The organism is Bradyrhizobium daqingense, assembly GCF_021044685.1.
GTDB lineage: Bacteria > Pseudomonadota > Alphaproteobacteria > Rhizobiales > Xanthobacteraceae > Bradyrhizobium > Bradyrhizobium daqingense.
This window is the reverse complement of the sequence record NZ_CP088014.1, coordinates 5,456,047-5,475,480: the sequence shown is the minus strand read 5'-3', so window position 1 is coordinate 5,475,480 and position 19,434 is coordinate 5,456,047. Positions and strand designations below refer to the sequence as shown.

Here is a 19,434-nt window from a genome sequence, read left to right as displayed (position 1 = left end):
AAGAATTTGCGCGCGGAGCGTTTCGACTGTCAAGCGATTACCGGTCGGCCACGCCGACTTGTTGTTGTGCGCGGCAGCAAGGCGGGCGCCCGCTCACAAACAAAAACGGCGCCATCTTGCGATGGCGCCGTTTTGTCGGACCTATCGTCCGTACTTACTTGCGATCGCTGATCGGCACATAGTCGCGCTTGGCGACGCCCGTGTAGAGCTGGCGCGGACGGCCGATCTTCTGCTGCGGATCCTCGATCATCTCGCTCCACTGGCTGATCCAGCCGACGGTGCGGGCGACCGCGAACAGCACGGTGAACATCGAGACCGGGAAGCCCATCGCCTTCAGCGTGATGCCCGAATAGAAGTCGACGTTCGGGTAGAGCTTGCGGTCGATGAAGTACTGGTCGCTGAGCGCGATCTTCTCGAGCTCCAGCGCCACCTTCAGCATCGGATCGTCGCCATGGCCGGTCTCCTTGAGCACGGCGTGACACATCTTCTGCATGATCTTGGCGCGCGGATCGTAGTTTTTGTAGACGCGGTGCCCGAAGCCCATCAGGCGGACTTCGGAATTCTTGTCCTTCACCTTGGCGATGAATTCGGGGATCTTGTCGACCGTGCCGATGCCGTAGAGCATGTTGAGCGCGGCTTCGTTGGCGCCGCCATGCGCCGGGCCCCAGAGGCAGGCGATGCCCGCCGCGATGCAGGCGAACGGGTTGGCGCCGGAGGAGCCGGCGATGCGCACCGTCGAGGTCGAGGCGTTCTGCTCGTGATCGGCATGCAGGATGAAGATCTTCTCCAGCGCGTCGGCGAGCACCGGGCTGACCTTGTAATCCTCGCAGGGCACCGCGAAGCACATGTTCAGGAAGTTCTCGGCAAAGCCCAGCGAGTTCTTCGGATAGATGAAGGGCTGGCCGACCGTGTACTTGTAGGCCATCGCCGCCAAGGTCGGGATCTTCGCGATCATGCGCATGGATGCGATCATGCGCTGCTTCGGATCGTTGATGTCGGTGCTATCGTGATAGAAGGCGGCGAGCGCGCCGACGGCCGCAACCATGATCGCCATCGGATGGGCGTCGCGGCGGAAGCCCTGGAAGAAGCGGGCCATCTGCTCGTGCACCATCGTGTGATGGGTCACGCGATGGTCGAAATCCTTCTTCTGCGCGGCGGTCGGCAGATTCCCGTAGAGCAGGAGATAGCAGGTCTCCAGGAAGTCGCCATGCTCGGCGAGCTGCTCGATCGGGTAGCCGCGGTATTCCAGGACGCCCGCGTCACCATCGATGTAGGTGATCTTGGACTGGCAGCTCGCAGTCGAGGTGAAGCCCGGATCGTAGGTGAACAGGCCGGACTGGCCGTAGAGCTTGCCGATATCGATGACATCAGGCCCGACGCTGCCGCTGAGGATCGGAAGATCGTAGTTCTTGTTTCCGACCGTCAGTGTGGCGGTCTTGTTGCTTGGTTTTGCGTCCATCGTAGGTCCCCGATGTGTGGTGAAACGGGCCGGAGCCGGAGGCCCCTGGGAAGATCATGGGGGCAGGCCGGATGTTCCAGAATGTACGGGGGAGATGGGTATATTATTGCTGTGTGCGCTGCAAGATCATGGCAGCCATGGCCTACTTACGTCGTAGACTGATCCTTAAGCCGCGCGAGGCTCTCCTGGCGTCCCAGGACGTCCAAAACCTCAAATATACCAGGCGACGTCGTCCGTCCGGTCAGCGCAGCCCGCAAGGGCTGGGCGACCGCGCCGAGCTTGAGACTATTTTCCTCGGCGAAGGCGCGCAGCGCGGCCTCCGTGGTGGCGCCGCTCCACGTCTCGACTTTCTCCAGCGCGGAATGAAGCTGGCCGATCAGCTTGCGGTTCTCTGCCGTCAGCAGCGTCTGCGCCTTGGCATCGAGCTGCAGCGGCCGGTCGGCGAAGATGAAATAGGCGCCGTCGATCAGCTCGATCAGCGTCTTGGCGCGCTCTTTCAGGGCGGGCATGGCCTTGAGCAGCTGCGCTCGCGTGGTGTCGTTCAGCTTGGCCTTGATCTCGTCGCGGGCAGGCACGACGTGGTCGAGCACATCCTCGAACATCTTCACGAGTGATTGATCGTCGGCGTTGCGGATGTAGTGACCGTTGAGGTTTTCCAGCTTGGCGAAATCGAACCGCGCTGCGGCCCGGCCGACGCTGGCGAGGTCGAACGCCGCGATCATCTCCTCGGTCGAGAAGATCTCCTGATCGCCATGGCTCCAGCCGAGCCGGACGAGATAGTTGCGCAGCGCCGCCGGCAGGTATCCCATGGCGCGATAGGCATCGACGCCGAGGGCGCCGTGACGCTTCGACAGCTTCGAGCCATCCGGACCGTGGATGAGGGGGATGTGAGACATGCTCGGCAGCGCCCAGCCCATCGCATCATAGATCTGCTTCTGGCGGGCGGCGTTGATCAGATGGTCATCGCCGCGGATGACGTGGGTGACGCCCATGTCGTGGTCGTCCACGACCACCGCGAGCATGTAGGTCGGGTTGCCATCGCCGCGCAACAGCACGAGGTCGTCCAGGTTCTCGTTCTGCCAGACCACGCGGCCCTGGACCTGGTCCTCGATCACGGTCTCGCCGGTCTGCGGCGCGCGCAGCCGGATCGTCGGCTTGATGTCGCCCGGCGCCGTGGCCGGGTCGCGGTCGCGCCACATGCCGTCATAGAGGCGGGTGCGGCCTTCGGCGCGCGCCTTCTCGCGCATCGCGGCGAGCTCCTCGGCAGTGGCGTAGCAGCGATAGGCCTTGCCCTCGGCGAGCAGTTGCTCGGCGACCTCGCGGTGGCGGGCGGCACGGGCGAACTGGTAGATGACTTCGCCGTCCCAGCCGAGCTCCAGCCATTTGAGGCCGTCGAGGATGGCGCCGATCGCCGCCTCGGTGGAGCGCTCCCGGTCGGTGTCCTCGATCCGCAGCAGCATCTTGCCGCCATGCTTCTTCGCATAGAGCCAGTTGAACAGCGCCGTGCGGGCGCCCCCGATGTGGAGGAAGCCGGTCGGCGAGGGGGCAAAGCGGGTGACGACGGAATCGGTCATTCTTGGCAGGGCCTATGCATTGGAGGCGGTGGTGTATAGCAGGACCGGCGCATAACTAAAGCCCGGCGGCGGATCTGGCAGGCTTTGCTTAGCCCTTGGCTCAGCCACGCGAATTTGGCAGAAGGTCCGCTGATTTCCCTACAGGATTTTCGTAATGACAGAACCGGTGGCACCTGAGGTTGGGCGCGATTTCATTCGTGACATCATCCAGGCCGACCTTGAGCAGGGCAAGTACAAGGAAATCGTGACCCGGTTCCCGCCGGAGCCGAACGGCTATCTGCATATCGGCCACGCCAAGTCGATCGCACTCAATTTCGGCATCGCGCAGGAGTTTCCGGGCCGCTGTCACTTGCGCTTCGACGACACCAACCCGGTCAAGGAGGAGCAGGAATATATCGATTCCATCCAGGCCGACGTGCGCTGGCTCGGCTTCGACTGGGGCAAAAACCTGTTCTTCGCCTCGGACTATTTCGATCGCCTGTACGAATGGGCGGAGCAGCTGATCCGCGACGGGCTCGCTTATGTCGACGACCAGACCCAGGAGGAGATCCGCCTCTCGCGCGGCACGCTGACCGAGCCCGGCAGGAACTCGCCGTTCCGTGACCGCACCGCGGAGGAGAACCTCGACCTGTTCCGGCGTATGAAGGCGGGCGAATTCCCGAACGGCGCGCGCGTGCTGCGGGCCAAGATCGACATGGCCGCGGGCAACATCAATCTGCGCGATCCCGTGCTGTATCGCATCCTGCATGCGCATCATCCGCGCACCGGCACGAAGTGGAGCATCTATCCGAGCTACGATTACGCGCATGGCCAGTCGGACGCGATCGAGGGCATCACGCATTCGATCTGTACGCTGGAGTTCGAGGATCACCGGCCGCTCTATGACTGGTTCATCGAGAAGCTGCCGGTGCCGTCCGAGCCGCATCAGTACGAATTCGCGCGGCTGAATCTGACCTACACGCTGCTGTCGAAGCGCGTGCTGACCCAGCTCGTCCGCGACGGCCATGTCGCGGGCTGGGACGATCCGCGCATGCCGACCATGGCGGGCATGCGCCGCCGTGGCGTGCCGCCGGCGGCGCTGCGCGAATTCGTCAAGCGTATCGGTGTGGCCAAGGCCAACAGTGTGGTCGATGTCGGCATGCTCGAATTCTGCATCCGCGAGGAGCTGAACCGCACGGCGCAGCGGCGCATGGCAGTGCTGAAGCCGCTGAAAGTGGTGATCGAGAACTATCCGGAAGGGCAGACCGAGGAGCTCGAGGCGATCAATCATCCTGATGATCCTTCGGCCGGCACGCGCAAGATCACGTTCGGCCGCGAGCTCTATATCGAGCAGGACGACTTCATGGAGAACCCGCCGAAGAAGTTCTTCCGCCTGTCGCCAGGCAACGAGGTGCGGCTGCGCTATGCCTATTTCGTCAAATGCACCGGCGTGATCAAGAACGACGCTGGCGAGGTGGTGGAGCTGCGCTGCACCTACGATCCCGCGACCAAGGGCGGCAACGCGCCCGATGGCCGCAAGGTCAAGGCCACCATGCACTGGCTGCCGGCGGCGGCATCGAAGCCGGCGGAGATCCGCATCTACAACCAGCTGTTCTCCAATCCGAGCCCGGACGCTTCGAACTTTGCGGCCGATCTCAATCCGAACTCGCTTGAGATCCTGTCCGATGCGCGGGTCGAGGCCTCCGTTGCGGAAAGCAATGCGATGGAGCCGATGCAGTTCGAGCGCCAGGGCTATTTCGTGCGCGACAAGGATTCGACCCCTGGCAAGCCGGTGTTCTCGCGGACCATCGGCTTGCGCGACACGTTCGCCAAGGAAGTCGCCAAGGGGTGAGGGGACCACAATGATCAGCGAAGCCGACGCCATCGTTTCAGGCATCATCGCGAAATGGTGCGCCGGCTTCGCAAAGCTCGACGCTGCGGCGCTGTCGTCGCTATATTCGAGGAACGCGTTCTTCTTCGGCTCCAATCCCAAGCTCTATCGGGGCCGGGACGGTGTTGCCGATTACTTCAATGGCCTGCCGCGCTGGCGCAAGCCGAGTGCGGCGTTCTCCGAGGTGAACGCAGCGCAAGCAGGGCCCGATCTGATCAACGTGGGCGCCACCATCACGTTCGATCTTGCTGGCGAACGTCCCGATCTCGTCGTCAAGATGAGCTGGGTCATCATCCGCGAGGACGGCGAGTGGATGATCGTCAATCACCACGCCTCGTCGAAGGCGCCGCTGATCTGACGCGAGCAAGGCATCGTCAGGGCCGCTCGAAGGCCTCGGTGACTGGGAGTCAAAGTAAAGTAGGGCGCTCCACCGACTGTTCCTGATCCGTACCCTATTCGCATATCCGCACGGTCCGGTAGCCTCTGCACCCGTCGCGTATCGTAAGGTGCAGGGGAATGGCGGAGCCGGGCCGGCCAATACGCTCCCAGGGAGTTGCCGGGACGTGGCCGCTCGGCCGCGCTGCCTCGGCTGGCGGCCTAGCACCTGCTGGCTTTGGCCTGTGGCCCGCGATCATCGAGACATTGCGCGGCTGGGCGCGCGCGGAAGCCGGTCCGGGGCGCCTGCTGCCTTGGGTGCCCGTCGCGTTCGGCGGCGGCATCGCGCTCTATTTCGCCGCCGATCATGAGCCGGTGCTCTGGGTCGTCGCGTCGACGGCGGCCACGCTCATGCTCGGCGCAATGCTGCTCCGACGCAGCCGGCTGTTCGCCCCGGCGATCATGATCGCAGCGATCGCCGCCGGCTTTTGCATCGCGACCTGGAAGACGGCGCGCATCGCCCATCCCGTGCTGGCCAAGCCGCTCTATTCGGTGTCGCTCTCGGGTTTCGTCGAAGCGCGCGATATCCGCGAGCGCACCGACCGTTTCGTGCTGCGCGTCACCGCGATGGAGGCGCAGCGCAGCGACGTCAAGCTGGAGCGCGTGCGTCTGTCGGTGCGCAAGGGGACGGCGCCGGAGGTCGGCAGCTTCGTGCAGCTGAAGGCGCGGCTGATGCCGCCGATCTCGCCGGTGCGGCCCGGCAGCTATGACTTCTCCCGGGACATGTATTTTCAAGGCATCGGCGCTTCCGGTTTCGTGATGGGAACGATCGCGGCGTCGGTACCGCCGGAGGCCGGTGGCTTGCGGCTGCGCTATGCTGCGTTCATGCAGGGCCTGCGCGATGCGATCGACGCACGCATCCGCGCGACGCTCGAGGGCGACAATCGCGCGATCGCAACGGCATTGCTCACCGGACGGCGCGATGCGATCAGCGCGCCCGTCAACGACGCCATGTTCGTTTCGGGGCTCGGCCATGTACTGTCGATTTCCGGCTATCACATGGCGGTCGTCGCCGGCGTCGTGTTCTTCGCGGTGCGCGCGCTGCTGGCGCTGATCCCGGGGCTGACGGCCGACTTCGCCATCAAGAAATGGTCGGCGGCCGCCGCGCTGGTCGCGGCTGCGTTCTATTTGCTGCTGTCGGGTGCGGAAGTCGCGACGCAACGCTCGTTCTTCATGACGGCAGTTGTGCTGATCGCGGTCATGGTGGATCGCCGGGCCATCACCTTTCGTACGCTGGCGGTGGCGGCGCTGATCGTGCTTGCGGTTGCGCCCGAAGCGCTGGTGCATCCGAGCTTTCAAATGTCGTTTGCGGCAACGCTCGGTCTCGTCGCGCTGGTGCAGATCGGCATGCCGAACCTGTTCGCCTCGCCCGATCATTCGGCGACCGCGCGCATCGCATTGTGGGGCGGCCGCGAGATCGCGATCCTATTCCTGGCCTCGCTGATCGCGGGGCTCGCGACCACGCCCTATGCGGCCTTCCACTTCCATCGCGTCACGCCCTACGGCGTCATCGCCAATCTTGGCGCGATGCCGGTGGTCTCGGCATTGGTGATGCCGGCGGGGCTGCTGGGACTGATTGCAGCGCCCTTCGGGCTCGACGGCGTGTTCTGGTGGCTGATGGGGATCGGCATCGACTGGATGGTCGCGGTGTCGAGCTGGGTGGCGGCACTGCCGGGTGCGATCGGCCGCATTCCGGCTTTCGGCATTGCGCCGTTGATGGCGGCAAGCCTCGGCATCATCATGATGGGGCTGTTGCGGACGCCCTTGCGCTGGGCCGGTGCCCTGTTGCTGCTGGTGTCCCTCGCCTGGGGCTTGTCGGCGCGCCAGCCCGATATCCTGATTGCCGGGGACGGCGCGAGCGTCGCGGTGCGGGGGAAGGACGGGCAGCTGCACGTGATCCGGGCGAGCAAGGACAGCTTTCTGCTGAGGGAATGGCTGGCGGCCGACGCCGATCCGCGCGACGCCGCAACCAATTCGCTGGCCGATGGCGTGTCATGCGACGAAGCCGGCTGCGTGACGCCGCTCGCCGACGGGCGGCTGGTCGCGCTGTCCCTGCGCGTCGACGGGCTTGCCGATGATTGCAGCCGCGCCGCGCTGGTGGTGACGACCCGGCCAGCGCCGTCCGGCTGCGCAGCCATGGTGGTCGACCGGCCGCGGCTTGCAAGCCAGGGCGCGCTGGCGCTGACGCAGCGTGGTGACGGCTTTGCCGTTCAGGCCGTGAGGGCGAGAGGCGCAAGCCGGCCCTGGTTGCCGGCCGGCGCTGGCGAAGGGGATTTCGACGGCAGCCTCGTGCCCAAGAACTTTACGGCCAAGACGGCAGCGCCCCGGAGTCGGGACGCAACGCCGGCAGAGACCGACCTGCAGGCTGACGATTGAGCAGATGGGCTACAGATACCAGGCCAGCACGGCGTCGAGACCGGCGCTGCCGATGACCGGCAGTGCCACCATCTGGCTCAGCCCGGCCGCGCGGGCCTCCGCAGCCGCGATCGAGTCGTCATGCGCGAGATCATCGTTGAGCGCGGGCATGCCGGTGGCCCAGGCGCCCCCGATGCTGCCGTCGCTCCTGGCGATCGATGTCGTCGCATAGAGGCCCGCAAGGTCGGTCTGCCCGCTGCAATCGCCGGCGCGGAAGACCAGCGCAGAGCGAGCCTCGTTCGGGACCCAGATCTCGAAGCGTCGCGCGATCGGGGTGGCCTGTGCGGAGAGGAAGGTCAGCACCCAGCTCTGGTCGGCGCCGGTGCGGTAGGGCACGCCGACGCCGAGATTGATCCCGACCTCGGCGGCTTCTTCCCACCGCAGAAAACTCCTGGCGTTATGCAGGTCCTTGATGATCAGCGGCAGGCCGGCCTTCCAGGTGCGTCCGGGCAGGCCGAAGCCGCGCGGGAATCTGGTGTGGCGGGAGTTGAATTCGAACATGTCGGCGGTGCCATAGTAACCGTCGACGAGCCGCATCTCGTGGGAGACATCGGGATCGTTGTGCCAGAGCTCGATCGCCCCGACATGCGCTTCGTCATCGCCGCAGAACAGCACCATCACGGCCTGCAGGAATTCGCCGGCGAACACCGGCACCGCGACGCCGCAGGTGAGGCCAGCTGCGAGCGCCTGATCGGTCCGCTTGAAGTACGAGTTGGCAAACTTGGTGAGGATCACCGGATGGCCGCTGGCCCACGCTTTGCCGGGCAGCCCCTCGTCATGACCGAAGCGCAGGTCCTCACTCACGGCCTTGAACGCGGACAGCCCTTCACCGTAGAGGCCGCCGCCGAATTCCAGCCGCATGCGCGTGCGGTCGGGCACCCAGAGTTCGACGACGCGAATGAAGGCTTTCATCGACCATGTCCGCTGTGTCAGGTCCCGACAGCATCGGTCATTTGACCGCGGAGCGGACGTTCAAAATTCAGGCATGGCGGCCCAAAGTTCGTGCGCGGGTCGAGGCGGTGCTCAGTCGGCTGCCCGGATATCACGAGCGCCAAACCGTCCATGTCGCCGGCCGCGGCCGGCGAACGGCAATTTCAATTCTGGTCTCCGACCTGGACGGCCGGGACGGCGCATCAGCCGATCGGCAGGCGGGGCGTTGGGCTCGGGCGGCTGTCGGCGATGATCTGCGGCTTGTGCTCGCGCTCGCTGACCGGCTGGGTCACCGGCAGTTGCAGCACCGTTGCGCGCTGGCCTTCGACGAGCTGCGTCACCAGCACGTATTTGCCGTCAGGGAATTCGATCGCGTCGTGATGGCGATCGGGAATGTGCGGATCGATCTTGCCGAACTTGCCGACGCGGGAGTTGATGGTGCGCGTCCAGATCCAGCGATTGTCGTAACGGACGTTGTCGGCGAAGGCGAGCTCCGTTCCCGGCAACAGGCAGACGGCTACGTTCGGATCTGCCGCGGAAGCAAAGCCGCGCGTCGAGGTGCCGCGGAACGTCGTGGAGACGATCGTCTCGCCGACTTCGGCGGGACGCGATGCAACGGCATGCAGGCTGTAGTCACACATCGGGTGCTCCTCATGCGAAGATAGCAACCCGCGCCTCTTTCGGAGGCGCAAGCCTCTATCAGAGTGGAAGCACGTGACGCTCTGCTCGGTTGTAGGCGAATCTGCGGCTGGCGTTCGCGAGACGCGATCACATTATCTTTTTCAGATTCACTAGGAACAAAGCTCATTTCAGCGCATTTGGGGACCACAGAACGCCTGTGGCCGCGGGCGCTGAGGCACCATTGCGTGCTCGATCTTTCGAGCTCGGACACGATGAGCGCCTGGCTCCGCCCCCGAGTGTGTCGTACTGAATGAGGGCCGGACAACCTGCGCAAGACCGGAAAGACTGTCCAGCCGGAGCGGACGCATCCGCTCCAATCGGGATCATCGGTATCGAATGACCGCCGGGCGGTCAGTATTTGCGGTACAGCCCGATCAGCTTGCCCTGAATCTTCACCCGGTTGGGCGGCAGGATGCGCACCTCGTAGGCGGCGTTGGCCGGCTCGAGCGCGATCGAGGCACCGCGGCGGCGGAAGCGCTTGAGCGTCGCTTCCTCGTCGTCGATCAGCGCCACGACGATGTCTCCGGTATCGGCGCTCTCGTTACGCTGGATCAGTGCCATGTCGCCATCGAGGATACCCGCTTCGACCATCGAATCCCCGCGCACCTCGAGCGCGTAATGTTCGCCGGAGCCGAGCATGTCCGGCGGGACGCTGATGGTGTGGCTGCGGGTCTGCAATGCCTCGATCGGCGTGCCGGCCGCGATGCGGCCCATCACGGGCACGGCAACCGGACGCTCGCCCTCGTCCGCGGGCGGGCTGGAGCTCGCACGGATCTTGCCGAGATTGCCCTCGATGACGCTCGGCGTGAAGCCGCGGCGGTTGCCGGCAGCGGCCTGGAGCTCGGGCAGTTTGATCACCTCGATGGCGCGGGCGCGGTTGGGCAGGCGGCGGATGAAGCCGCGCTCCTCGAGTGCGGTGATCAGGCGATGGATGCCTGACTTCGAGCGCAGGTCGAGCGCATCCTTCATCTCGTCGAAGGAGGGCGGCACGCCGCTTTCCTTCAGACGTTCGCTGATGAACCGCAGAAGCTCGTATTGTTTGCGCGTTAACATCTCGACCAAAGTCCCCCGGTTGATGTCGTTCGATTCCGAGACGCTGTATTGGAGCGGCGAACCGCTACATCCTCGAAACAAATCATGAACAGACACTATATGTTCGATATGTGTTCCGCAACTGCTTAATTTACCGTGAATGCGGCCAAGTTCGCGGAACGCGTGTGGTGGATGCGTTCAGACGGGCAGGCGCAGCACCTCGCAAGGCGTGCCGGCTTCGGCCCTGGGTGCGAACGGCGCGCGCACGAGAAGTGCCTGTGCCGCAGCAAGATTCGCAAGCAGCGAGGAATCCTGGTGGTTGACGGGAACAGCGACGAGCGCGCCGTCGTCGCGCTCCTCCAGCCTCGCGCGAAGATAATCCGCCCGCATGTCGTTTGCGCCGACGTCCTTGCCGAGCACGGCGCGCTCGTGACGATGATGAATCACGGATCGGCCCGACAAGGCGCGAATCAGCGGCACCATGAACAGGAAGGCGCAGACATAGGACGAGACCGGATTGCCAGGCAGGCCGATCACGCGCATCGCCCCCAGTCGTCCGTGCATCATCGGCTTGCCCGGGCGCATCGCGATCTTCCAGAACGCCATCGCGATGCCTTCGTCGCGGAGCGCCTGCTGGACCAGATCGTGATCGCCGACCGAAGCCCCGCCGGACGTGACCAGGATGTCCGCGCCGCTTTCGCGCGCGCGGCGGATGCCGGCGGCGGTGGACTCGAGCGTGTCGGCGGCAATGCCGAGGTCGATCGTCTCGGCCCCCTCGCTGCGGGCGAGCGCGTGCAGCGCGTAGCCGTTGGAATAGACGATCTGGCCGTGGCCGGGCTTCGAACCTGGCAACACGAGCTCGTCGCCGGTGGCGAGAATCGCGACCTTCGGACGGCGGCAAACCACAAGCTGCGGGTGATTCATGGCGGCGGCGAGCGCCAGATCGCGTTCGGTGAGTCGGGCTCCCCTGCGCAGCAGCACGTCGCCTTCGGAGAAATCAACGCCTGCGGGGCGAATGTGCCGCCCGGCGATGGCGGCTTCCTTGATCGTCACCTGCTTGCCGTCGGCAACGGTGTCCTCCTGGATCACGACCGCGTTGGCGCCGGTGGGAATGATGCCGCCGGTGAAGATCCGCACCGCTTCGCCGGGACCGACCGACCCGGCAAATGGCCGGCCTGCCGCAACCTCGCCGATGACCGTGAGCGTGGAATCGACCGTTACCGCATCGGCCGCGCGCACGGCGTAGCCATCCATCGCCGACATGGCTTCCGGGGGCTGCGTGCGCAGCGCTGCCACGTCGCGGGCGAGCACACGGTGGAAGGCCGCATCGAGCGCGGCCATCTCGTGAGGCAACGGCTCGGCACCCGCCAGCACCGCGGCAAGCGCGTCGGAAACCGGCATCAGGGCCACGGGTGAACTCCGCAACAAATCAAAGGACACGATCGGTAAGGTTCTAGCCCAGTGAGAGGATCGACGCAAAAGAGGTCTCAATGGAGTGAGAAAGACGCGCTTCCTTTCCGCGCAACTTGGGCTTATCTTTTGCCGGTGACAAAATTGCTCGAAAAGGCTCTCCACGCCGTGCGGCAGCTCCCTGCCGATGATCAGGACGAGATCGCGCGCGCAATGCTGGCTTTGACGGGCAATGCGGGAGAGCCCGAGGAAATCGATGCCGCGCATCTGTCGGCGATCCTCGAGGGGCTCGCACAGGCGCAGCTCCGGCAGTTTGCGTCTGACGTCGAGGTTGAAGCTGCGTTCCGCCGCTTCGAGCGATGAAGCTCAGATACACGCCACGCGCGGCGCAAGATCTGATTGGCATTGCCGAATATGTCAGGGAGCAAAGTCCGCAAGGCGCATTGCGTGTGCGCGCTGCAATTCTTGAATCGCTTCAGAATCTCGACGCTTTCCGCGACTTGGAAGACCGCAGAAGGTAGAGGGCGTGCGCAAGCTGGTAACCCGGCGATACCCCTATTTGGTTTATTACACCCTCGACGAAGAGGCTGGTGAAGTCGTCATTCTCACCATTCAGCATCCCGCACAGGCGCGCGAACACTCGGACGCCTAAGGCGGCTCAAATCCGCCGCGGCATGATCCGGAAGGCGAGGCAGACCGGCACCAGGATGGCCATGGCAAGCACGAGAAGAACGAGCGCCACGGCCAGCATGGGTCAACTCCGCGTCGGCCCGTTCGGACTGACGTCCGGGGCATGGGGGCCCTGATCCGTATCGGGCAGCGGGTCGGCCTGCGATTTCAGGTCGGCCGCCTTGCTGATCAGCTTGGCGGAAAGATCAGCATCCGAGGTGGTTCTGGCGAATTTCATCAGCAGAGAGGCCTGCTTGGTGAGGTAAGTTTTGCCCAACACGACGACAAGTCCGATGTAGAAGTCCCAACGGACTCATGAGTCCTGAAGCCGGCATTCGTTCCCGGAACTTTGTATAAAAATATACAGAGGAATTTGGTTCCATGCCCTCGGCAAAATAGTTCCCGCGCGCTCCGGTCAATCTTAGCCAGTCCTCAGGACGGACTAGATTCCCAGCGCCCTGAGCGCGTTCCCGACATCCATGGGCGACGTCACGTGCACAGCTTTCAGCCCGCATGCCCGCGCCCCCTCGATGTTCTCGGCAAGGTCGTCGAAGAACACGATTCGGCTAGCCGGCGCGCCGATCGCCGCCACGACATGGTCGAACGCCTCCGCATCCGGTTTGCGCAGGCCGATGCTGGACGACAAATAGAGCTCGCGGAAATGCCCGAGCACGCCGGCATATTCCTTCGAGAAATAGTCGATATGCGGCCGGTTGGTGTTGGAGAAGGCATAGATCGGCATCTGCTTGGCCGCGCGCGGCAACAGCTCGGCGATGTCGGGCATCTCGCCGGCGAAGATCGCGTTCCATCCCTCCAGGAACTGCGCATCCGAAATGCCGATCCCGAGCGATGACCGCAACGATTGGAAATAGTCCTCGTCGCTGATCTTGCCGACCTCGTGCAGCCGATAGGCCTCGTCACGCACGTAGCGCGCGACGATGGCCTCGGGCTGGCAGCCGGCATGTCCCGCCCAGCAGGCGATTGCCTTGGAGAAATCGATGTCGATCACCACGCGTCCGAGATCGAACAGGAGCGCATCGGCGCTGCCGGGAGAGAGCGAGGTCATTGTGTCCTTTCACGTCAGTATCGATAGGGGTCGTGGTCGAACAGCGGGAACGCGCTGAACACGCTCGGCGCATTGGTTGCGGCCGCCGGATGCAGGCAGGACTTGTCGACCTCGGCGAAGGAGGTGGCACCCAAGAGACCCAGGCAGCGCAGCACTTCGTCCTCCAGCAGTTCCAGCATGCGTAGCACGCCGGCTTCGCCGGCGGCCGCCAGGGCCCAGCATTGCAGCCGGCCGACGCCGACGAGGTCGGCTCCCGCCGCGATGGCCTTGACGATGTCGGTGCCGCGGCAAAAGCCGCCATCGACCATGATCTTGGCGCGGCCTTTCACGGCCTCGACGATTTCAGGCAGCACGTGCATGGCGCCGCGGCCATGATCGAGCTGGCGGCCGCCATGGTTGGAGACATAGATCCACTCGACACCGTGATCGACCGCGATTTGGGCGTCCTCGGCGGTGGCGATGCCCTTCAGGATCAGCGGAATTCTGAACTTGTCCTTGATCATCTTCACCGTCCGCCATTCCAGGCCCTTCTGGTAGTCGCCGCCGGTCGCGCGCAGGCGGCTCTCGCGAACATAGCGCTTGGCGATGTCACGTTCGCGACGACTGTAATGGGCGGTGTCGACGGTCAGGCAGAACGCGGCGTAGCCGTTCTTCTCGGAGCGGCTGACGACATCGGCGACGAAGGCATCGTCGCCGCGGACATAAAGCTGGTAGAGCCGCAGCGCATCGGGCGCGGCCTCCGCGGTCTTCTCAAGGCCGGGCTCCGACACCGAGCTCAGCATGTGTGCCGCACCGAAACTGCCCGCGGCGCGCGCGACGCTCGCCGCGCCATCGGGATCGAAGATCTCCAGCGCACCGACAGGGGCGAGCACTACGGGCAAACGCATCTTGCGGCCGAGTTGCTCGACGGAGCCGTCGACCTTGCGAACGTCCCGCAGCACGCGCGGGCGAAAGGCGATCTCGTCCAGCGCCATCCGGTTGCGGCGCATCGTGGTCTCGGTCTCGGCGGCGCCGACGATGTAGTCCCAGGCGTTCTGGTTGAGGTTGGCACGCGCCTTCCTGACGAATTCGTGCAGGTTCTGGAACGGCTCGTTGCTGGCGCCGAGTTCGACGTTCCGTTCCGGCCGGATGCGGGGCGCGTCGTTCATTGTTGTCCTCCCGGATATTTGAAGTCTTATTGTCATCGCCTATCGCGTCCGGCCCTCCAAAACCATCCTAAAATCGCATAGCTGCAAGGCGTCGGCCCGTCGGCGAACTGGTCGACCCGTGCGATGGTCCTTGAACGTTGCCAAAAGTTTAGGCCCCAACGAAGGGATTTTTGCGGTGTACCGTCGGAGTGGCGTTCCGGGCCTTGAAGAAACCAGAATGATATTGTGAGAAGCGGCTGGATCGCCATTTGCGTGGCGCCACCAGCCCCGAGAAAAAGGCTATCTCTCCATGCGGAAAACCCTGCTGTTCCCCCTGGGCGCGCTCACCGGAGCGTGTCTGACCCTTCTGGTAGCCAGTCCCCACGGCGGCGTATGGGCGGCACGGGCGGCAGCGAGCGCAGACGACGCCTATTCGCAGCTCAATCTGTTCGGCGCGGTGTTCGAGCGCGTGAAGGCGAGCTACGTCGAGAAGCCCGACAATGCCAAGCTGATCGAAGGCGCGATCACGGGCATGGTGACCTCGCTCGACCCGCATTCGCGCTACATGAACGACAAGGCCTGGACCGAGATGCAGGAGACCACCTCCGGCGAGTTCGGCGGGCTCGGCATCGAGGTCACGATGGAGGACGGCCTCGTCAAGGTCGTCTCCCCGATCGACGACACGCCGGCCTCGAAGGCCGGCATCATGTCCGGCGACCTCATCAGCAAGATCGACGGCGAGGCCGTGCAAGGCATGACGCTCGAGCAGGCCGTCAACAAGATGAAGGGCCCGGTCGACACCAAGACCAAGCTCACCATCGTGCGCAAGGGCGCCGACGCACCGCTCGACGTTGCGATCACGCGCGAGATCATCCATGTGCGGCCGGTGCGCTTCCAGGTCAAGAACGGCGATATCGGCTATATCCGCGTCACCTCGTTCAACGAGCAGACCACCGACGGGCTGAAAAAGGCGATCGCGTCGATCTCCAAGGAGATCCCGCCGGAGAAGCTCGCGGGCTATGTGATGGACCTGCGTAACAATCCGGGCGGCCTGCTCGATCAGGCCGTGTCGGTATCAAGCGCATTCCTCCAGCGCGGCGAGGTCGTCTCGACCCGCGGCCGCAGTCCGGAAGAGACCCAGCGCTTCACGGCGCATGGGGGTGACCTCACCAAGGGCAAGCCGCTGGTGGTGCTGGTCAACGGCGGCTCGGCCTCCGCCTCGGAGATCGTCGCCGGCGCGCTGCATGACCACAAGCGCGCGACGCTGATCGGCACGCGCTCGTTCGGCAAGGGTTCGGTGCAGACCATCATCCCGCTCGGCGCCGGCAATGGCGCGCTGGCGCTGACTACGGCGCGCTACTACACCCCGTCGGGCCGCTCGATCCAGGCCCAGGGCATTGCGCCCGACATCGAAATTCTTCAGGACGTGCCGCCGGAGCTGAAGGGCCGGATGGATACCATGGCGGAATCTCAGATGCGCGGGCATTTGTCGGCCGCTGACGGCGCCGAACAGACCGGATCGCAGTCCTACGTTCCACCAAAGGAGGAGGACGACAAGGCCCTGCATGCGGCTTTCGACTTCCTGCACGGCGTTACCGCGAATGCGGTTGCCGCCAAGCCCGCGCCGAAGGCGGCGGTGCCGAACTAGACCTTACGATCTCCAGATGATGGATCGCCCGGGAGTGGATCACCGCTCCCGGGCGAATTCGTTAAGGGCCTATCCCGGCGTGCGATCGGCCCTGGATTGCGTCACGCTCCATCCGAGCTAACCGGCCTCGCGCCGGCGGCTCTCGCTGCCGCCGCGCTGGGCGAGACGGCTGCGATGCAGCGCGAACAGCTCCAACATCTTGCCGGCGGGCTTTGCGGCGCTGAACAGATAGCCCTGCATCTCGGAACAGCCGAGCGCGCGGAGCAGGCGCTGCTGCTCTTCGGTCTCGACGCCCTCGGCCGTGGTGGTCATGCGACGCGCGGCCGCGAGGTTGACGACCGCCTGGACGATGCTGGCGGAGCCGTCGGGGCGGGCGATGTCGTCGACGAAGCAGCGGTCGATCTTGATTTTGTCGAAGGGGAAGCGGTGCAGATAGCTCAGCGAGGAATAGCCGGTGCCGAAATCGTCGAGCGCGATGCGCACGCCGATGGCGCGAAGCTGATGCAGGATCGCGAGCGCAGTGTCGTCGTCGCGGATCAGCACGGCCTCGGTGATCTCGAGCTCGAGCCGGCTCGCCGGCAAATTGGAGGCGGCGAGCGCGGCCATGATCTTCAGCGCCAGCGTGCTGCTCTTGAACTGCACCGGCGAGACGTTGACGGCAAGGCGGATGTCGTCGGGCCAGCTTGCTGCGTCCCGGCAGGCGGTCGCGAGCACCCATTCGCCGATCTCGTTGATCAGGCCGGTGTCTTCGGCGATCGGGATGAATTCGGCCGGCGAGACCATGCCGCGCTCCGGGTGGCGCCAGCGCACCAACGCCTCGCAGCCGGTGATGCGATCGTCCTTCAGTCCGAGGCAGGGCTGGTAGTAGACCTCGAGGCCGCCTTCGAGCCCGCCTTGGGCGATGGCATGACGCAGGTCGATCTCGAGCTGCCGCCGCTCGCGGACCTTGGCGTCCATGTCCGGCTCGAAGAAGCGATAGGTGCGACGTCCGGCGGCCTTGGCCGCGTACATCGCCATGTCGGCGTTCTTGAGGATCTGGTCGAGCGCACTGCCGTGTTCCGGCGCGAGCGCAATGCCGATGCTGGCATCCGCCGTGAGATGGTGGCCCATGCAGTCGAAGGGGGTGCGGATGGCCTGGAAGACCCGTGCGACCAGATCGTTGACCCGGTCCGGCGAGGTCACGGCGCTCTGCACGATGGCGAATTCGTCGCCACCGAGCCGGGCCACGAAGTCCTCCGGGCCGGCGCAGCGACGGAGGCTCTGCGCGACCGACTTCAACAGCTCGTCGCCGACGAGATGGCCGAGCGCGTCGTTGACGCCCTTGAACTCGTCGATGTCGATGTAGTGCACCGCGATCTCTTCGCCGTCGGCGATGGCGGCGAGCTCTTCGCGTAGATGCTCGTGGAACATGGTGCGGTTGGGCAGGTCGGTCAGCGCGTCGTAATGGGCGAGATGGGTGATGCGCTCCTCGATCCGACGCCGCTCGGTGATGTCTTCATGCGTGACCACCCAGCCCCCGTCCGCGAGCGGCTCGTTGAGGATATGGATCGAACGGCCATCCGAGGTGTCGACGACCATGGAGTTGCGCACGTGAATGTCGCGCAGCACGCGCACGACATATTGATCGACATTGCCGATGAAGGAGCCTGTCGCCTTGCGGTGGGCGATGATGTCGTGGAAGCTGCAACCGGGCTTCACGGTATCGGCCGAGAGCCCGTACATCTCGATGTAGCGCTGGTTGCAGATCACGAGCCGTCGCTCGGCATCGAACAGCAAAAGGCCTTGCGTCATGTTGTTGACGGCGCGGTCGAGACGCTGCTTTTCCAGCGTCAGCCGTTCCCGCGAGAGGCGGTGCTGCTCCAGCAGCTTGCGCACGATCGCGATCAGCACCCCCGCGATGGCGAGCGCGGACGACGCGGCGACCGAGATCAGGATGCCGATCTGCTCGCGCCAGTCCGTCAGGGCCGCTGAGCGCGTCGTGGTGGCCATCATCAGGATCGGGAAGTGAGGCAGGGCGCGTGAGGAGATCAGCCGGTCGTCGCCGTCGATGGGACTGACGAAGCGGCCGGCGAAGTGATCGAGTCCGAAGACCCTCTGCTGCTCGAACGAGCCGGACTTGAAATTCCGCCCCATCAACTCGCTGGAATGCGGATAGCGGGCGAGCAGCGTGCCGTCTCGATGCAGCATCGAGATCGTCGCACCTTCGCCGAGCACGACGGAGGCGAAGAATTTCTCGAAATTGGCGGGCTCGATGCCGCGCCCGACGACGCCCAGGAACTCGCCGCTCGGTCCCAGGATCTTGCGAACGATCAGGATGGTCCAGGCGCCGGAAATGCGGCTGTGCAGCGGCTCGATCAGCACGTCGGGCGAGTAGGGATCGTATTTGAAGGTGCGGAAATAGGCGCGGTCGGCAACGTTCACCTTCGGGGCCGGCCAGGCCGTCGACGAGTTGATCAGATTGCCTTCGGCGTCGATGACGTTGACCCCGCCCATGTAAGGCAGCGCCTCGATCTTCGAGCGCAGCATCCGGTGGACGTCCTGCCCGGAGAGGCGCTTGCGATAGTCCTCCGCATTGTTGATGCCGGTCGTGCGGACGTGGTCGACGAAATCCTTCTGGATGACGGCGAAGTCCTGCAATTGCTGATCGAAATGATGGGCGAGCATCAGCACGGTGTTTTCCAGCTCGCGGCTGGCGTTGCGCAGCGCACGTTCGCGGAAATTCTGTGCCATGAGCGTCGCACCGACGGCGATCGCCACGATCAGCAGCGCGCCGCCCACCACCAGCCAGCGGATCGGTCCGCTGCGCACGAAGGCCTGGTCAAAGAGGCGACTGCCGAATCTCGTCATCATACTGGATCATTGCCGTGCACACGCCAGGATCAATTCTTGATCCCCAAAACATCCGTTGGTTTACGGGAACGGTGTGGAGGCAAAGTTAGGAAGGGCGGTTAACGCGACATGAATGCTCGCGCACAAAAGCGATCGATACGCGAGAGGCAAGACCTGCAGGAATTGCCGCAAGCTCCCGCGATGCCGGTCAATTCCTGCCGGCCGTGTCGCGACTAACCAGGGCTTAACCATCTAACCTGTTGGCCAACCTCGAACGTTCGATGGCACG

At 64.6% G+C, this 19,434-nt stretch carries 16 protein-coding genes; 6 read left to right on the top strand and 10 right to left on the bottom strand.

From position 1 onward, the window contains the following. Window positions 1–154: 154 nt before the first annotated feature. Complete coding sequence (gene gltA, locus LPJ38_RS25915; protein WP_145639605.1) at window positions 155–1,459, bottom strand: citrate synthase; 1,305 nt, start codon at window positions 1,457–1,459, stop codon at window positions 155–157. Between the two features lie 146 nt (window positions 1,460–1,605). Further along, on the bottom strand, window positions 1,606–3,033 hold the full coding sequence (gene gltX, locus LPJ38_RS25910) for a glutamate--tRNA ligase (protein ID WP_145639603.1): 1,428 nt from the start codon (window positions 3,031–3,033) through the stop codon (window positions 1,606–1,608). A gap of 154 nt (window positions 3,034–3,187) precedes the next feature. Here gltX and LPJ38_RS25905 point away from each other — a divergent pair, with 154 nt between their 5' ends. The 3 genes from LPJ38_RS25905 to LPJ38_RS25895 all read left to right on the top strand — a co-directional run bounded on the left by LPJ38_RS25905 (window position 3,188) and on the right by LPJ38_RS25895 (window position 7,714). After that, a complete protein-coding gene (locus LPJ38_RS25905; protein ID WP_145639601.1) occupies window positions 3,188–4,864 on the top strand; it encodes a glutamine--tRNA ligase/YqeY domain fusion protein in 1,677 nt (558 codons plus the stop codon). A 10-nt stretch (window positions 4,865–4,874) separates the two neighbouring features. Continuing rightward, window positions 4,875–5,261: a YybH family protein gene (locus LPJ38_RS25900; protein ID WP_145639599.1), complete on the top strand. Its 387-nt coding sequence runs from the start codon at window positions 4,875–4,877 to the stop codon at window positions 5,259–5,261. A 158-nt stretch (window positions 5,262–5,419) separates the two neighbouring features. After that, window positions 5,420–7,714 carry a ComEC/Rec2 family competence protein gene (locus LPJ38_RS25895; protein WP_145639596.1) on the top strand — a complete coding sequence of 765 codons (2,295 nt, stop codon included), beginning with the start codon at window positions 5,420–5,422 and terminating at the stop codon, window positions 7,712–7,714. Window positions 7,715–7,723: 9 nt separating this feature from the next. Here LPJ38_RS25895 and LPJ38_RS25890 read toward each other — a convergent pair whose 3' ends face one another. The 4 genes from LPJ38_RS25890 to LPJ38_RS25875 all read right to left on the bottom strand — a co-directional run bounded on the left by LPJ38_RS25890 (window position 7,724) and on the right by LPJ38_RS25875 (window position 11,806). Beyond that, entirely contained in the window at window positions 7,724–8,665 is a 942-nt protein-coding gene (locus LPJ38_RS25890) for a GAF domain-containing protein (RefSeq protein ID WP_145639593.1), read from the bottom strand. A gap of 221 nt (window positions 8,666–8,886) precedes the next feature. Beyond that, the gene (locus LPJ38_RS25885) at window positions 8,887–9,324 is read right to left on the bottom strand and encodes a hypothetical protein (protein WP_145639590.1); all 438 of its coding nucleotides are present in this window, start codon (window positions 9,322–9,324) and stop codon (window positions 8,887–8,889) included. A gap of 391 nt (window positions 9,325–9,715) precedes the next feature. Further along, the gene (gene lexA, locus LPJ38_RS25880) at window positions 9,716–10,417 is read right to left on the bottom strand and encodes a transcriptional repressor LexA (RefSeq protein ID WP_060737749.1); all 702 of its coding nucleotides are present in this window, start codon (window positions 10,415–10,417) and stop codon (window positions 9,716–9,718) included. Between the two features lie 177 nt (window positions 10,418–10,594). Further along, window positions 10,595–11,806, bottom strand: coding sequence for a molybdopterin molybdotransferase MoeA (locus LPJ38_RS25875; RefSeq protein WP_145639588.1), 1,212 nt, complete (start codon window positions 11,804–11,806; stop codon window positions 10,595–10,597). Between the two features lie 359 nt (window positions 11,807–12,165). On the opposite strand from LPJ38_RS25875, the gene LPJ38_RS25870 reads away from it, so the two are divergent. Together LPJ38_RS25870 and LPJ38_RS25865 are read left to right on the top strand one after the other, a co-directional pair. Beyond that, on the top strand, window positions 12,166–12,327 hold the full coding sequence (locus LPJ38_RS25870) for a type II toxin-antitoxin system RelE/ParE family toxin (protein ID WP_231088404.1): 162 nt from the start codon (window positions 12,166–12,168) through the stop codon (window positions 12,325–12,327). A gap of 5 nt (window positions 12,328–12,332) precedes the next feature. Further along, window positions 12,333–12,458, top strand: a complete 126-nt coding sequence (locus tag LPJ38_RS25865; RefSeq protein ID WP_231088403.1) for a hypothetical protein — start codon at window positions 12,333–12,335, stop codon at window positions 12,456–12,458. Window positions 12,459–12,560: 102 nt separating this feature from the next. Here LPJ38_RS25865 and LPJ38_RS25860 read toward each other — a convergent pair whose 3' ends face one another. The 3 genes from LPJ38_RS25860 to LPJ38_RS25850 form a co-directional block, all read right to left on the bottom strand. Beyond that, on the bottom strand, window positions 12,561–12,755 hold the full coding sequence (locus LPJ38_RS25860) for a hypothetical protein (RefSeq protein ID WP_145639586.1): 195 nt from the start codon (window positions 12,753–12,755) through the stop codon (window positions 12,561–12,563). 162 nt (window positions 12,756–12,917) lie between these two features. Then, window positions 12,918–13,541: an HAD family hydrolase gene (locus tag LPJ38_RS25855; RefSeq protein ID WP_145639582.1), complete on the bottom strand. Its 624-nt coding sequence runs from the start codon at window positions 13,539–13,541 to the stop codon at window positions 12,918–12,920. A 14-nt stretch (window positions 13,542–13,555) separates the two neighbouring features. After that, on the bottom strand, window positions 13,556–14,689 hold the full coding sequence (locus LPJ38_RS25850; protein WP_145639580.1) for an alpha-hydroxy acid oxidase: 1,134 nt from the start codon (window positions 14,687–14,689) through the stop codon (window positions 13,556–13,558). A gap of 289 nt (window positions 14,690–14,978) precedes the next feature. On the opposite strand from LPJ38_RS25850, the gene LPJ38_RS25845 reads away from it, so the two are divergent. Beyond that, window positions 14,979–16,316: a S41 family peptidase gene (locus tag LPJ38_RS25845; RefSeq protein WP_145639575.1), complete on the top strand. Its 1,338-nt coding sequence runs from the start codon at window positions 14,979–14,981 to the stop codon at window positions 16,314–16,316. A 117-nt stretch (window positions 16,317–16,433) separates the two neighbouring features. Here the strand turns inward: LPJ38_RS25845 and LPJ38_RS25840 are convergent, their stop codons facing one another. Then, window positions 16,434–19,166 (bottom strand): bifunctional diguanylate cyclase/phosphodiesterase, encoded by a 2,733-nt coding sequence (locus LPJ38_RS25840; RefSeq protein ID WP_145639571.1) that lies wholly within the window; start codon window positions 19,164–19,166, stop codon window positions 16,434–16,436. Between the last annotated feature and the right edge of the window lie 268 nt (window positions 19,167–19,434).